Genomic DNA, 13,084 nt, shown 5'->3' with positions numbered 1-13,084 from the left:
TCGCGCGACGATCATCCAGACGTCGGGGCCTGATGAACTGCCTCAGGGGTTCCGACAGCCAGAACCAGATCTGCCCCGTTCTTCCACAAACGGAGCGAGTCACCGGCCTTCTTCTGTGCCTCAGCGGATTTTCCGACACCTTCCAGCCTGACCGCCATAGCCTTCTCGCCACAGCCGAGGGCCGTGAATTTGAAGGGGCTCAGCTGAGCGGAGGCCTGGGTGTATGTTCCGGCAAGAACATTCCCGGGGAAATCCACGTGTGTGTCCGCGAAGGAACTGGCAGTGGGACGCGGCGCTCCGACGGAATCGGGAGCGGTGGCGGTCGGATCGGTCAGCCCGTCCGGCAGGACTGCCACCTGGCAGGTGCCGTTCCTGACGGCGAGGACGACGCTGGTGCCCGAGACATCGGCGATGCCGAGGATCTTGGCGGTGCCCTTGGCGGGCGGAGCGTCGATACTGCGCTGGACGACGGCATCCGCCCGTGCGGCGGCCGTCGCCTCCAGGAACCAGGGACCGCTTTCCTGCTGAGGCGCCGGCGCTGTCCCGTTGTCGGTACACGCAGCCGCGAGGACGGCTGTAGCGACGAGGCTCGCCGCCCCCAGGAACCGACTGGATCGCCGCATGTACTCAACTCTCCTAGTTCGTCGAGCTGTTGTAGCAGAACCCTACTGGCTTCTTCACTTCCCCGTCGCCGATGTAGGCGCCGACCTGGGTGTCGTAGATGCTGTAGGTGTAGTAGTCGAAGAGCTGGTACGCCTGCAGGTTGCCGAACTTCCCGGCCGGAACCGTGTAGGAGCCGGACTCGGTGTTCGTGATGGTGTCGGTCACGTTGAAGCCGACGCCGGCAGAGATCTTCCACACGTCGATCGACGCGCTCGCCGTCCACTGGGTCGCCGTCGAACGGGTCTGGGTCAGCGTCAGGGTCATGGGGCCGGGACCGCTGTTCGCGTCGATCACGTCGGTGCCACAGAGCTGCCCGTGGTAGGCCACATCGCGGACCTCCCCGAAGACGTCGGCCGGCCGCTCCGGCGACTGCCGGGTCGGTGCGGCGTGCGCGGGCACCTTGACCTGGGGGAGGGTCGCCGCCGGAGCCTTGCGGTCGATGACCCAGTGGCTCGGGTCGGCGACACTCGGGAGCTGGGTGGTCACCGTCGTCACCGCCCTACCACCACGTCCTGCGCTCCTCGCCGCCGTCCTGGACAAGTGAGGTCCCCGACGCCGACGAGTTCATGGACCGGTCGATGGGCCCCGACGTGTGGCGCTTGCTCTCGCCGTGATCCCCCGTCGGCCCTGATGCCCGGCCCCGGGGTGGTCAGCCGTGCGGGGTGGTGGGGCCCAGGGTGATGACCGGGCCGAACGGGCGGCAGCCGGCGTAGGTGATGCCCTGTCCGGGCGGGCAGGGGGTGTCGGTGCGCACCGGGGCCGGGGCCTCGGGCACCGGCCTGGGCGGGACGGTGTGCTCGGGGGCGGGCGGCTGCTCGGCTGCGGGCTGCTTCTTCGGCGGAGCCGGGGCGGCCGGGGTGTGGGCGGCCGGGGCCTGGGTGGTATGGGGTCGGGCCGGGGCCGGCTTGGTGGCGGCGGGCTCGGGCGTGGCCTCGGCCCCGTCCTCGGCCCCGTCCTCGGCCTGGTCGGCTGCGGGGACGACCGTGGGCGTTCCGGTCTCCACCGGCACCGGGGGAGTCGTCGGCGCCTCGACCGGGGCCGAGGGGGAGGCCGACGGCGTGGCGGACGGCGAGGCCGCGGGGGAGGGGCTCGACGTGGCCGCCGCGTCCTGCGCCGCCGGGGCGGTGGTGCCGTGCGAGCCGGTGAGCAGCAGGGCCCCGCCGAGGCCGGCCGCGCCGAGGACGCAGGCCCCCGCCGCGACGGCGAGGGCCTGCCGGCGCCGCTTCGTCGTCCTGCCGTTGCCGTCTTCCTGTGGCATCCGTCCCACCCCGTTCGCATGATCATGTGTTCGAGCTGGGCGGATGCTACCGGATCTAATCGCAGTGCGCCGGGCGTCAGCCCGGTGGTGAAGCGGGTGCCGGTCTTGTCGAGGATGGCGCCCACGTGCTGTTGGACGGTGGGGACGGTCAGGTGCAGGAGGGCGGCGATGTCCTTGGTGCTGGTGCCGCGCACCGCGTGGAGGGCGACCTGCTGTTCGCGCGGGGACAGGCCGTGGGCGAGGACGGCCAGCGGCAGGTGCTGGACAGGGAGACGGGGGTGGCGATGCCTTTCGATGTCGCCTCGCCCGGCCTGCTGCCCGCCCGCGCCCCGTCGACGGCACCGCCGACCCCGACTCCGACCCCTGGCCCGGCGGTGGTGGTGGCGGCGGTCGTGGTGGTGGTCGAGGGGGCGGCAACGGTCGCTGCGTGACCTGCAAGACCGAGCGAGGACCGCGCCACGCCGAGCCCAAGAAGGACGACGACCGCAGGGGCTTGTGGGACAAGACCAAGCCCTCGGTCGAGCGCCCCCTCCCCAGGCTCGACTGGGAGCCGCCGAACCCCGGCGACCTCCTCAAGATCATCTCCGCGATCTACAACGCCGCCGACCTGCTCAACATGCTGACCACGCACCAGAACGTCACCCCTGACCAGGACACCAGCACCCACACTGCCCCCGGTGCCCAGCCGGGTTCCGGCAGCGGGCCGGTAGACCAGGACACGGAGTGCTCCAAGGATCGGAGTCAGCGGTTCCACTACCAACCCATGGTCGGCGGGCGACCTACCGGTGTGACCGCGCTCATCTGTCCGTCCGACCTGAAGCCGGCCAACGCCGGGCGTGACGACGGCGGCAGTGTCGACGTCAAGGACTTCCCGCTGCCAGGGTTCAACGAAGAGCTGAAGCCGGGCAAATGGATGTGGAACAGGACGCACATCTTGGGCGACCGCTTCCATGGGGAATGGCGCGAGGAGAACCTCTTCACCGGGCATAACCTGATGAACACCGGTGGCATGAAGGCGTGCGAAAATCGCATGGCTGAACAGCTCGCGGCCAATAGGGCGGTCCAGTACTCGGGGCAGTTGGAGTACTCCGGGAAGGAAGGCATCCCGGTGGCGATACGCATGAAGGCCAACCTGGCTGACGGCTCCGAACTGTTTGACAAGCGCATCGAGAACACGGATACGAGGCAGCGAACGTGCCACAAATGATCGATCGGCTCATGCTCCAGCTTCCCGGCCTGGGGGCCGCTCCGGGTGGCCGCGCCATCGACTGGACGGCGATTCAAGAGGGGATCGGTACCGGCCTGCCCGCCGACTACCGCGAACTCTCCGCACATTGCCCCAGCTTCTCGGTCGACGACTTCCTCCTGGTGTCGACCCCGGCCCCGGGCTCGGAGTCGAAGTTCGTCTCCGGTGTCCAGTCCGACCGGGAGGTCTTCGAGGACGACATCGCCGAGGGGGACATTCCTGCGGAGTACATCTCTGTGGAGGCAGGCGTGGAAAGAGCTGCGCTGCTGGCCTGGGCGGGGACGCCGAACGGGGACGAGATCCTCTGGCACACGGCTGCTCGGAATCCCGATGAATGGACGGTCGTCGTACGGGGCCGTAGTGGCGGATGGTGGTCCTACCCGGAGAGCGCTGTGTCCTTCCTCGAAGGCCTGTACTCCGGCCGGTTCCCGGTGCCCGGGCTGCCGGCGTCATTGCCGTCGGGCGAACGGAAGGTTTCCTTCCTCGCTTTCTAGTGCCGAAGAGGGCGGCAGGACCCGGAGCGGGGATCCTGCCGCCCTTGGCTATGTCGGCGTCGGAGATGTTGGAGAAGTGCTACGGCTGCGATGGGGTGGAAGCTCGCCCCTACGAGCCGTTTCCGGCGAAGGGGGCCTGCTCGCCTGGGCGAACAACACGCCCTCCGACTAATTCTGCTGGGACACCTCGGCCGATGAGCTGATCGACTGGGCGGTGGGTCCCGACGTCTGGCGCTCGTTCTGAGAGCTGGGCAGGGTAAGCGGGAGTTGCGGCCGGGCCCTGAACACGGGTCCGGCCGCTTCGCGTTCCCCGTCACGCCGGGGGCAGGCCGAGGGTGGGGAGGTGGCCGGCCATCAGGAGGGTGACGAGTTCGCGGCGGGTGCGGGTGCCGGTCTTGTCGAGGATGGCGCCCACGTGCTGTTGGACGGTGGGGACGGTCAGGTGCAGGAGGGCGGCGATGTCCTTGGTGCTGGTGCCGCGCACCGCGTGGAGGGCGACCTGCTGTTCGCGCGGGGACAGGCCGTGGGCGAGGACGGCCAGCGGCAGGTGCTGGACGGGGGAGACCGGGGTGGCGATGACGGCGACGCCGTCGGAGGGGCCGTCGAGGGCGGTTGCGTGCAGGGCGAGCCACTGGCCGTCCGGGGTGCACACCCGGACCTCGGCCGGGCGGCCGGTGCGGGCGGCCTGGCGGGCCACGGTGAGGAAGCCGCTGGGCACGCCCAGGACGAGGCCGCCGGGTTCGGCCATCCGGGAGATGAGGTCGCGGGCCGCCACGTCGGCGGAGCGCAGCCGCCCGTGGGCGTCCAGGACGGCGACGGCCGGGGCGAGGGCGGGCGGGGCGGTGCGGGTGGGCCACAGCGAGGCGCGGTGGGCGGCGCGCAGGGCGGCGCCCACCGGGGTGGCGATGCGGGCGGCCAGGCGCAACTCGGGCAGGTCGTAGGGGTCGCGGCCGTTCTCGCGCATGAACGCGGCGCTGCCCCAGCGGCCGCCGCCGAGGTCGAAGTTGATCCGCAGTTCGTCGCCGTAGCCGCAGGGCTGGAGCAACTCCCGGTAGCGGACGCTGCGTTCGAGGTGGCCGTCGGTGGCGCGGCCGACGCTCTGCACCCGCTGCCCGGCGGCGCGGATGGCCTCGAAGGTGGTGGCGTCCTCGCCCTGGAGCTCCAGGCGGACGGCCTGTTCGAAGCCGGCGGGGTCGAGGCCGGAAGCGACGGTGGAGGTGGGGAACCCGGTGACCGGGTCGGTGCCGTGCCAGCACCCGCCGTCGAAACCGAGCGGGCCCCGGAGCAGGGCGTGCAACTCCCCGAACAGCTCGGCCGTGGGCAGCCGGGAGGCCGCCAGTTCGCCGATGGTGCCCAGCACTTCCCGCTCGATGTCGCGTCGTTTGGCCACAGACCGAAGGCTAGGGAAACGGGCCCCCGTTGCCGGTGGACGTACGAACGAATGGCCGGGAGCAGGCCGAGGGTGACCGAAAAATTCGGGGGCGGGTGCCACACTGCTCGGCACCCGCCCCCGCCCCCGATCACCCGTGACGCGCCGCCGAGGCGGTCAGCTCCACGGGTTGGCCGGTTGGTCGTCGATCGCGGTCCAGAACCTGGTCTGGGTCGGCAGGGTGCCGTTGGCCCACAGCCCCCAGCCCGACGCGTCGTGGAACTCCGCCATCCGGAAGTCCGCCCCGAACGAGGCCGCGCACAGCTGGTCGGCGGTGGCCCGGCTGCTCAGCTGGGTGCCGGGCACCGGCGCGGTGGCCTTCACCTCGCCGCCGGCCCAGCTGTGGAAGCCGCTGGTGGGCACGCCCGCCGGGGCGGGGCGGTCGTCCTTGCGCAGGCACAGCACCGGCAGCCGGCTGCCGGCCGGGGTGTCGCCCTGGTACGGGTCGCTGGCCGTGTCGTAGCCGACATGCACCACGTTGTCGGCGCGCTGCTCCAGGGTTGCCCAGGTCATGCCCTTGTGGGCGCCGACCGGGCCGAACAGGGCCTCGTAGCTGCTGCGGTAGATGTTCCACTGCTGGTAGGCGCCGTCGTTGCAGCCGAACATGTAGAGCTTCCAGCCGCCGAAGTTCTTCTTGGTGTTGTCCAGGCACAGCGAGCTGGACACGTTCTGGATCCGCACCCCCACCATGTCGTACTTCGCGCTCTGGCCGGGCGCCGTGTAGGGGGTGATCCGCCACATCTGGCTGGTCTGGTTCGCGTAGCACTGGTAGCCGCTGGGGCGGCTGTCGGAGGCGGTCAGGCAGGAGCGCCTGTCGGCCTCGTTGTTGATCGTGTAGACGCCGGTCCAGCCCGGGACCGGGGTGAACACCCACTTGCCGGGGTTGTTCGAGGGCGCGCAGGGGTGCATGTCCTGGGTGTCCCACACCGCGCCGTCGGGACAGCGTTCGGAGGCCTGGTTGAACAGGACCGTCGCCGGGGTGTCGGCCGAGGCGGCACCGGGGGCCAGCGCCAGGCCGCCCAGGGCGAGCGCGGCCGAGAGGACGATGCGTCGGATGAGCGAGCGCAAGGGATCTCCAGATCGAGGGGGTACGGGGGCAGAAGCGGTACGGGGGCAGAGGCGGTACGGCCGGCCGACCGGCACCCAGGCTGTCAGGAACCCGTCACCCACCGGTATCCGAGCTTTCTCGGACCCCCCGCGCACCCCCGTGCACCCCCGCGCGCACCCCCGCCCCGACCTCGCCCGGCTACGTCATCCCTACTGATGCGTGACGGATTCGGCGGGCCCCTGCCGAGCCCTACCGTCGGAGACGTCAGCACGACGAACCCCCCTCCGACACCGCCACGGGAGCAGCACATGAGCGCCTACGCCCTCGCCCAGGTCCACGCCGCCGAGATGTGCCCCGACATCGAGGAGTACCTGGAGCGGATCGACACCACCCTCGACGACTTCGGCGGGCGCTTCGTCGTCCACGGCGGCACGTTCGAGACGCTGGAGGGCAGTTGGGGCCAGCTCGGGCTGATCCTGATCGAGTTCCCCGACTACGGGAGCGCCCGCGCCTGGTACGACTCGCCCGCCTACCGGGAGATCCTGCCGCTGCGCACCCGCCACATGGTCGCCGACGTGATCATCGCCGAGGGCGTGCCGGCCGGCTACCGGGGCGCGGACAGCCTCAAGGGGCACTGACTCAAGGGCCACTGACTCAAGGGCCACTGACTCAAGGGGGCACTGACTCAACGGGCACCGAGCCCCCCGGGCCCGCCTACGACCGCTCGCGCCACCAGGCGACGGTCGCCGCGACCTGCTCGTCCAGCGGGGTCGCGCGGACGGTGAAGGCGGCCTCGTACGCGGAGGAGTCCACCACGAAGGGGCGGTCGAACTGGTAGCGGGTCTCGCGCAGTTCGCGCAGCAGCGGGGAGAACAGGCCGGCCGCGCCGAGCAGGACGGGGGAGAGGCGGCGCACCGGGACGGGGCCGGTGCCGGCCTCGGCGGCCAGGCGCTCGACCATGGTGCGCACCGGCAGGGCGGGGGCGGTGGGGACGTGCCAGGGGCGGCCCCAGGCGCTCTCCTCGGCGGCGACCTCGACCATGGCACGGGCCACGTCCGGCAGGTAGGTCCAGCTGTGCGGGGCGTCCGGGTCGCCCAGGACGGTGACCGGACGGCCCTTGAGCAGGGCGGGCACGGCCCGGGAGGCGAGGTGGCCGCCGTCGGTGACGCCGGGTCCGAAGAAGTCGCAGGCCCGCACCTCGACCGCGCGGATCCGCCCGGCCTCGTGCAGGGCCCAGGCCTGCTCCCAGGCCGCGGCGCGCACCCGGCCCTTGGGGCCGGTGGCGGCGAGCGGGAGGTCCTCGGTCATCGGACGGTCCACCGGGCCGTAGCCGTACAGGTTGCCGAGCATCACCAGCACGGCCCCGCTGTCCTCGGCGGCCGCGCACAGCGCGGAGGCGAGCGCGGGCCACCGCCCGGCCCACTGCGGCAGCGGCGGCGCGGCGCAGCCGTGGATCGCGACGGCCCCGCGCGCGGCCTCGGCCAGCCGGGCCGGGTCGCTCGCGTCCAGGGCGAGGTGCTCGACGCCGTCGGCGGGGGCGGCGGGGCGCCCGGTACGGGTGACGACCCGGACCTCGTGGCCCTGTTCGGCCAGCAGGCGGGTGGTGGCGGCCCCGGCGGGCCCGTGTCCGACGACGAGATGAAAGCTCACAGCGCCCACCCTAGAGCGTGCCGCTGACAGGCCGTGACGTCCGCCGTGACGTCCGCCGTGACGGTTCGGTCCGGTGCGGGAAGGGGGGCGGCAAATACCTGGTATGGCAATAGCAAAAAGGGGCCTATGCTGTCGGGCGTTCAAGATCTCTTCACAGGAAATACAGGTCTGCCCGCATGAAGCTGCCCCGGGTGTCCACCGTCGTCGCCGCCGCGGTCCTGGCGCCCGCCGTCCTCTTCCCCTCCTCGGCCTCCGCCGCCGACGCCCCCCGGCCGACCGGGCTCTCCGGTCCCGACACCGCCTCCGGCTCCACGCCGGACGTCACCCCCGGCGACGACGGCGTCAACGGCGGCCCGGGCAACAGCAGCCGCCCCGAGGCCCCCGAGGGGCAGGAGCAGCGCGACCGTGCCGAGATCCAGAAGATCCTGGACGACAAGAACACCGGCCCCGGCGTGCGCGAGGCCGCCCAGCAGGCCCTCAAGGGCAACGCCGCCCAGCTGCGGCACTTCCTGGAGATCGACTTCCCCAAGAACCGCCTGGACGACCTGCGGGTGAAGGTCTCCCAGTACATGAACCGCGGCGGCCCGGCCGTACGCGAGGCCGGCGGCAAGGTGCTGGAGGGCAGCGAGGCGGACCTGCTGAGGTTCCTCTCGGAGGGCCTGCCGGCCGCCCAGGCCGAGGACGCGGACCGCGCCGAGATCCAGAAGATCCTGGCCGACCCGAACACCGGCCGCGGCGTGCGCGAGAAGGGGGAGAAGGCCCTCAAGGGCGGCGCCGCCCAGCTGAGGCACTTCCTGGAGGCCGAGCTGCCCAGGCAGCGCGCCGACGACAACCGGGTCAAGGTCTCCCAGCTGCTCGCCTCCGGCGGCCGCGAGGTGCGCGAGGGCGCCAACAAGGCGATGGACGGCAGCGACGCGGAGGTCGCGAAGTGGCTCGCGGAGGGCTACCCCGCCGCCCAGGCCTCGGACGACCGCGTCGCGCTCTTCGTCGCGCTGTCCGACCAGAACACCGGCCCGCACACCCTCGACGCCGCCAAGAAGGCGCTCGCCGGCACCCCGGCCGACGTCGCCCAGTTCCTGCGCGACCTGCCCAAGCTGCGCGCCTCCGACAACCGCGTCAAGGTCTCGCAGCTGATGGAGACCGGCGGCCCGGCCGTGCGCGCGGCGGCCGGCACGGCGATGGAGGGCAGCGACGCCGACATCGCCAAGTTCCTCGCCGAGGGCTGGGCCACGGCCCGCGCCGCGGACGAGGCCGCCGCCGGCAAGCCGGCGGACAAGCCCGCCGACAAGCCGGCCGAGAAGCCGGGCGACAAGCCCGCCGGGCAGCAGGACCAGGGCGCCCAGCAGCCGCAGACCGTCCAGCCGGCCGCCCTGACCGGGACCGGCACCACGGGCACCGGCACCACGGGTACCGGCACCACGGGTACCGGCGCCGCCGCCGCCACCGGCGCGCTCGCCGCCACCGGCACCGAGGGCCTGGGCTGGGAGGCGGGCGGCGCCGCCGCGGCCCTCGCCGCGGGCGCGGCGCTGGTCGCGCTCTCGCGCCGCCGCTCCGCCGAGAGCTGACGCACCGAGAGCTGACAGGCCGAGGGCTGACACGCGCAGGGCCGACGCCCGCTCGTGTCCCCGGCCGCCGTGCCCACCACGGCGGCCGGGGACACGCCGCGTCCGGCCCCCACTCAGTGCCCCCGGCTCAGCGCCCCGGGCTCGGCGCCTCCGGCTCAGTACCCGTGTTCGGCGAACTTCTTCGCGAGCTGCTCGCGCCAGCGCGCCGCGTTGCTGCCGTCCAGCTGCCCCTCGAAGGTCCGGCGGGCGGCCGCCACCAGCTCCTCGACCGTTTCCGGGCCGGTGCGGTGGCCGGTCGCGGCGTCGTACACCGCCCACAGCGCCTCCTCGGTCGGGTCGTCCAGACCCAGGCAGGTCGCCACCCCGCGCCCGGCCAGGGCCTCGGCCAGCCCCACCTCGAAGGTCCGTCGCAGTTGCTGTCCGTCCGTCACGCCTCAGCTCCCGTCCCCGCCGCTCTCGCCGCTGCTGTTCCGGCCCAGGAGCCACCGCTCCCGCTGCTGCCGCCGCCGACGGCGCTGCTCCGCGCCGCGCAGCAGGTCGCCCGCGCCGAGCGTCACCGCCGCCACCGCGCGCACCCAGCCCGGCCCGCCGCGCGCGGCCCACACTATGCACCCGCACCCGGCGAGCACCAGCACCAGCACCCCGACCAGCACCGCTCCGACCACCACGGCGCCACCTCCACTTCCCCTACCGGTTCGGCCACGAATCCTCCCATGTGCCAGGATGCCCACCCGAACACCGAACAGGACCGACGAAGAATGGAGACACCCGTGGCCAACGCCCGGTTCGCCACCCTGCACACCACGGCGGGCCCGATCCGGCTGGAACTGTTCCCGTTCCACGCGCCGAAGACGGTCCGCAACTTCGTCGAACTCGCCGAGGGCACCCGGGAGTACACCGACCCGCGCACCGGGGAGCCGGGCAGCGGCCCGTACTACGACGGCACGACCTTCCACCGGGTGATCAAGGGCTTCATGATCCAGGGCGGCGACCCGACCGGCACCGGCACCGGCGGGCCCGGCTACGCCTTCCCGGACGAGTTCCACCCGGAGCTGTTCTTCACCCGCCCGTACCTGCTGGCGATGGCCAACTCCGGCCCGGGGACGAACGGTTCGCAGTTCTTCATCACGGTGGGCACCCCCACCCACCTCAACCGCAAGCACACCATCTTCGGCCAGGTCGCCGACGCCGCCTCCAAGGCCGTGGTGGACGCGATCGCCGCCGCCCCCACCGACGGCGATCGCCCGGCGCAGGCCGTGGTGATCGACTCGGTCGAGATCACCCACGCCTGACCCCGGCGGGGCCGCAGGCCCACCCGCGAAGCCGCCCGCCGAGCACCCCTGCCGCCGCCCGGCGAAGTACGGTCGGCGGCAGGGGAGTTGACGGCGGGCGGCGCCCAGCAGCCGCCCGCCGAGCGCCCGCCGAGCGCCCGCCGAGCGCCCGCCGGGCCCCGCCTGCCGGCGGCACCCGCCACAGCCTGGGGCCGCCCACCCTGCCTCTGAGCCAGGGCCACGAGCACCCGGCCCCTCGGGGTCTCCGGGCCGGCCTGGAAGATCCTCGTTCGCGCTTCTCGGCAATCGCCAGGACTGCCACTGCCCCCACGTTCAACGAAACCACGTCCCCCTCTCCTGCCGCCGTCGGCCAGGTCGCGACCGGCTCCGTTCATGAGCAGTGCTGCCTGACGACTGCGCTTCACCACGCCCCGGGGACGGTTCCGGGCGCGGTCCGAACGGGACGTCCCGGAGGGACTTGCCGGGTCCTGTTGTAACTATTACTGTTGCTTCAAGGCAGAGGGAGGTGCGGCGTGAGCGCCAACAGCAGACTGACGATCGCGGCACACGCCCTGACCTGGATCGGGCTTTATCAGCGCCGTGGCCATGAGGTTGCCACCTCCGAGCAGATCGCCACGAGCGTCAACACCAATCCGGTGGTGATCCGCCGCTTGCTGGCCGAACTGCGCAAGGCCGGACTGGTCGACTCGCGGCGAGGCGCGGGGGCCGGCTGGATGCTCTCGCGAGACCTGGCGGACATCACCCTTCTCGATGTCTACGAGGCGGTCGAGGTGGGGCCGATCTTCGCCCTGCATCGCTCGACCCCCGACCCGGAGTGCGTCGTGGGTCACGGCATCGGGCCGGCGATGACCGCTGTCTACGACGAGATCGAAGCGGCCCTCCGTAAGGAACTGGCGAGAACGACACTGGAAGACGTCCTGCGGGACGTACTCACGGCAACCTGATCCGACCGCTCCCCTGTGCGGGGATGTTTCTCCGCCCATAAATGTAACAAAGATGGTTACCTCTAGGACTGGAGAACGACATGGGACTGCTGGAGCACAAGACCGCCCTGGTGACCGGTGCCTCGACCGGCATCGGCCTCGCCACCGCCCGCCGGTTCGCCGCAGAGGGGGCGACGGTCTACCTCACCGGCCGCCGCAAGGCCGAACTGGACGCTGCCGTCGCACTGGTCGGCCCGCGCGGCATCGGCATCCAGGGCGACGCGTCGAATCTGGACGACCTCGACCGGCTGTTCGCCGAGATCACCGAGCGCAGCGGCCGGCTGGACATCGTCCTGGCCAACGCCGGCGTCGGGGACTACGGCCCACTGGGTGAGATCACCGAAGAGGACTACGAGCGCACCACCTCCATCAACTTCAAGGGCACCGTCTTCACCGTCCAAAAGGCCCTGCCGCTGCTGTCGGCCGGAGCCTCGGTGATCCTGCTCTCCTCCAGCGCCGCGCTACGAGCGGCTCCGGGCCTCGGCGTCTACGCCGCCACAAAGGCCGCGATCCGGAGCCTGGCTCGTACCTGGGCTGCCGAGCTGGCCGATCGCGGGATCCGGGTCAACGCCCTGACTCCCGGCCCCGTCGAGACCCCCGGGGCCGACGAGCTGCGGGCCGCCATGCCGCAAGGTGGGCGGTCCGCGGTGGCCGGGCATGCCGCACCGACCCCCCTCGGTCGCGTCGGCCGACCCGAGGAGGTCGCCGCCACCGCGCTCTACCTCGCGGCCGACCAGAGCTCGTTCACCACCGGTTCCGAACTCCTCGTCGACGGCGGCGCAACCCAACTCTGACGCAGCCTCGGCGACTCGCGGCCCTGTGACGACGCCCCGGCGGCCGCCCGAGCGGCAGCCCCTGCAGGCCGGAGGACCGTGGACAGGTCCCTTGGACAGCGCGGTCCGACCCGAAGTGCTGCTGACCGACGCGGCGGCTCCGGAGCCCTGACGCTCCATCCCAGGCCAACGCTCCGAGGGTGGGGAGATCGAGTGAGCAGGTCTGTCCCGCACCCCGAGCATGGGGTGGGGATTCTCAACGAGCCTCATCACCGTGGCCAGAGCAAGGAAGAACCCGGTGCAGGAGCGTCGCCGCTCGGTGTTGCGGCGAAGCTTGCCGAAGTTGTTCATCCACGAGTTCGTGCGCTCGACCACCCAGCGGCCGTCGGTCTGGACCGGCGTCCCCGCAGAGTCCGAGGCTGAGCCGGACGCCGGCTACGACTACCAGCCCGTACACGGCCACGCGTCAGCAGGCGCGGCACGAGGACACCACCCGAGACCGGGCGTGTGGTCGCGAACGTTCACGCCGACGGGCACCGTGACCACGGGTATCCCGTGACCGCCAGTCAGCTGGGATTGCTCGGTGTCCTGCTCGCCCCGGTCCACAGGAGACTTCCCCGCGCACTGTCCGCCCGAGGGCGCCTTGATGATGCACCCGTCCGCGACCAGGTCCTCAGGCAAGG

At 72.2% G+C, this 13,084-nt stretch carries 16 protein-coding genes; 8 read left to right on the top strand and 8 right to left on the bottom strand.

The genetic code is table 11. The features are described 5' to 3' along the window. Positions 1-11 precede the first annotated feature (11 nt). The 3 genes from ACIQWA_RS30855 to ACIQWA_RS30845 all read right to left on the bottom strand — a co-directional run bounded on the left by ACIQWA_RS30855 (position 12) and on the right by ACIQWA_RS30845 (position 2,115). Positions 12-623, bottom strand: coding sequence for a hypothetical protein (locus ACIQWA_RS30855; protein ID WP_402487940.1), 612 nt, complete (start codon positions 621-623; stop codon positions 12-14). 13 nt (positions 624-636) lie between these two features. After that, complete coding sequence (locus ACIQWA_RS30850; protein ID WP_402487941.1) at positions 637-1,149, bottom strand: hypothetical protein; 513 nt, start codon at positions 1,147-1,149, stop codon at positions 637-639. 78 nt (positions 1,150-1,227) lie between these two features. Then, positions 1,228-2,115: a hypothetical protein gene (locus ACIQWA_RS30845; RefSeq protein ID WP_402488008.1), complete on the bottom strand. Its 888-nt coding sequence runs from the start codon at positions 2,113-2,115 to the stop codon at positions 1,228-1,230. Here ACIQWA_RS30845 and ACIQWA_RS30840 point away from each other — a divergent pair. Genes ACIQWA_RS30840 through ACIQWA_RS30830 form a run of 3 tightly spaced genes read left to right on the top strand, consistent with a single transcriptional unit; the run spans position 2,047 to position 3,661 of the window. Beyond that, entirely contained in the window at positions 2,047-2,352 is a 306-nt protein-coding gene (locus ACIQWA_RS30840) for a hypothetical protein (RefSeq protein WP_402487943.1), read from the top strand. The two genes, ACIQWA_RS30845 and ACIQWA_RS30840, sit on opposite strands and share 69 nt — an antisense overlap. Continuing rightward, entirely contained in the window at positions 2,349-3,128 is a 780-nt protein-coding gene (locus ACIQWA_RS30835) for a DNA/RNA non-specific endonuclease (RefSeq protein WP_402487945.1), read from the top strand. The genes ACIQWA_RS30840 and ACIQWA_RS30835 overlap by 4 nt, the downstream gene beginning before the upstream one ends. Beyond that, the gene (locus ACIQWA_RS30830; protein ID WP_402487947.1) at positions 3,125-3,661 is read left to right on the top strand and encodes a hypothetical protein; all 537 of its coding nucleotides are present in this window, start codon (positions 3,125-3,127) and stop codon (positions 3,659-3,661) included. The genes ACIQWA_RS30835 and ACIQWA_RS30830 overlap by 4 nt, the downstream gene beginning before the upstream one ends. A gap of 313 nt (positions 3,662-3,974) precedes the next feature. On the opposite strand, the gene ACIQWA_RS30825 is transcribed toward ACIQWA_RS30830, so the two are convergent. Both ACIQWA_RS30825 and ACIQWA_RS30820 read right to left on the bottom strand, forming a co-directional pair. Beyond that, positions 3,975-5,051 carry a response regulator transcription factor gene (locus tag ACIQWA_RS30825; RefSeq protein ID WP_402487948.1) on the bottom strand — a complete coding sequence of 359 codons (1,077 nt, stop codon included), beginning with the start codon at positions 5,049-5,051 and terminating at the stop codon, positions 3,975-3,977. 156 nt (positions 5,052-5,207) lie between these two features. Then, positions 5,208-6,158, bottom strand: coding sequence for a hypothetical protein (locus ACIQWA_RS30820; RefSeq protein WP_402487950.1), 951 nt, complete (start codon positions 6,156-6,158; stop codon positions 5,208-5,210). A gap of 288 nt (positions 6,159-6,446) precedes the next feature. On the opposite strand from ACIQWA_RS30820, the gene ACIQWA_RS30815 reads away from it, so the two are divergent. Then, complete coding sequence (locus ACIQWA_RS30815; RefSeq protein WP_402487952.1) at positions 6,447-6,776, top strand: DUF1330 domain-containing protein; 330 nt, start codon at positions 6,447-6,449, stop codon at positions 6,774-6,776. A gap of 76 nt (positions 6,777-6,852) precedes the next feature. On the opposite strand, the gene ACIQWA_RS30810 is transcribed toward ACIQWA_RS30815, so the two are convergent. Further along, on the bottom strand, positions 6,853-7,788 hold the full coding sequence (locus ACIQWA_RS30810; protein ID WP_402487954.1) for an NAD-dependent epimerase/dehydratase family protein: 936 nt from the start codon (positions 7,786-7,788) through the stop codon (positions 6,853-6,855). A 176-nt stretch (positions 7,789-7,964) separates the two neighbouring features. On the opposite strand from ACIQWA_RS30810, the gene ACIQWA_RS30805 reads away from it, so the two are divergent. Then, positions 7,965-9,353, top strand: a complete 1,389-nt coding sequence (locus ACIQWA_RS30805; protein ID WP_402487956.1) for an ALF repeat-containing protein — start codon at positions 7,965-7,967, stop codon at positions 9,351-9,353. 155 nt (positions 9,354-9,508) lie between these two features. Here ACIQWA_RS30805 and ACIQWA_RS30800 read toward each other — a convergent pair whose 3' ends face one another. After that, entirely contained in the window at positions 9,509-9,784 is a 276-nt protein-coding gene (locus ACIQWA_RS30800; protein ID WP_402487958.1) for a hypothetical protein, read from the bottom strand. A gap of 3 nt (positions 9,785-9,787) precedes the next feature. After that, complete coding sequence (locus tag ACIQWA_RS30795) at positions 9,788-10,018, bottom strand: hypothetical protein (protein ID WP_402488010.1); 231 nt, start codon at positions 10,016-10,018, stop codon at positions 9,788-9,790. A 105-nt stretch (positions 10,019-10,123) separates the two neighbouring features. Here ACIQWA_RS30795 and ACIQWA_RS30790 point away from each other — a divergent pair, with 105 nt between their 5' ends. The 3 genes from ACIQWA_RS30790 (at position 10,124) to ACIQWA_RS30780 (ending at position 12,422) form a co-directional block, all read left to right on the top strand. Further along, positions 10,124-10,645 (top strand): peptidylprolyl isomerase, encoded by a 522-nt coding sequence (locus ACIQWA_RS30790; RefSeq protein ID WP_402488012.1) that lies wholly within the window; start codon positions 10,124-10,126, stop codon positions 10,643-10,645. Positions 10,646-11,157: 512 nt separating this feature from the next. Beyond that, entirely contained in the window at positions 11,158-11,589 is a 432-nt protein-coding gene (locus tag ACIQWA_RS30785; protein WP_402487960.1) for an Rrf2 family transcriptional regulator, read from the top strand. A gap of 80 nt (positions 11,590-11,669) precedes the next feature. Then, complete coding sequence (locus ACIQWA_RS30780) at positions 11,670-12,422, top strand: SDR family NAD(P)-dependent oxidoreductase (RefSeq protein ID WP_402487961.1); 753 nt, start codon at positions 11,670-11,672, stop codon at positions 12,420-12,422. Positions 12,423-13,084 lie beyond the last annotated feature (662 nt).

Source organism: Kitasatospora sp. NPDC098652 (assembly GCF_044760155.1).
Lineage (GTDB): Bacteria > Actinomycetota > Actinomycetes > Streptomycetales > Streptomycetaceae > Kitasatospora.
This window is presented reverse-complemented; position numbering and strand designations above follow the sequence as displayed.

Bases quoted from the DNA above. Each gene is read 5' to 3' on its own strand.
- ACIQWA_RS30780 (WP_402487961.1), top strand. From the start codon at position 11,670: ATGGGACTGCTGGAGCACAAGACCGCCCTGGTGACCGGTGCCTCGACC.
- ACIQWA_RS30830 (WP_402487947.1), top strand. From the start codon at position 3,125: ATGATCGATCGGCTCATGCTCCAGCTTCCCGGCCTGGGGGCCGCTCCG.
- ACIQWA_RS30805 (WP_402487956.1), top strand. From the start codon at position 7,965: ATGAAGCTGCCCCGGGTGTCCACCGTCGTCGCCGCCGCGGTCCTGGCG.
- ACIQWA_RS30815 (WP_402487952.1), top strand. From the start codon at position 6,447: ATGAGCGCCTACGCCCTCGCCCAGGTCCACGCCGCCGAGATGTGCCCC.
- ACIQWA_RS30855 (WP_402487940.1), bottom strand. From the start codon at position 623: ATGCGGCGATCCAGTCGGTTCCTGGGGGCGGCGAGCCTCGTCGCTACA.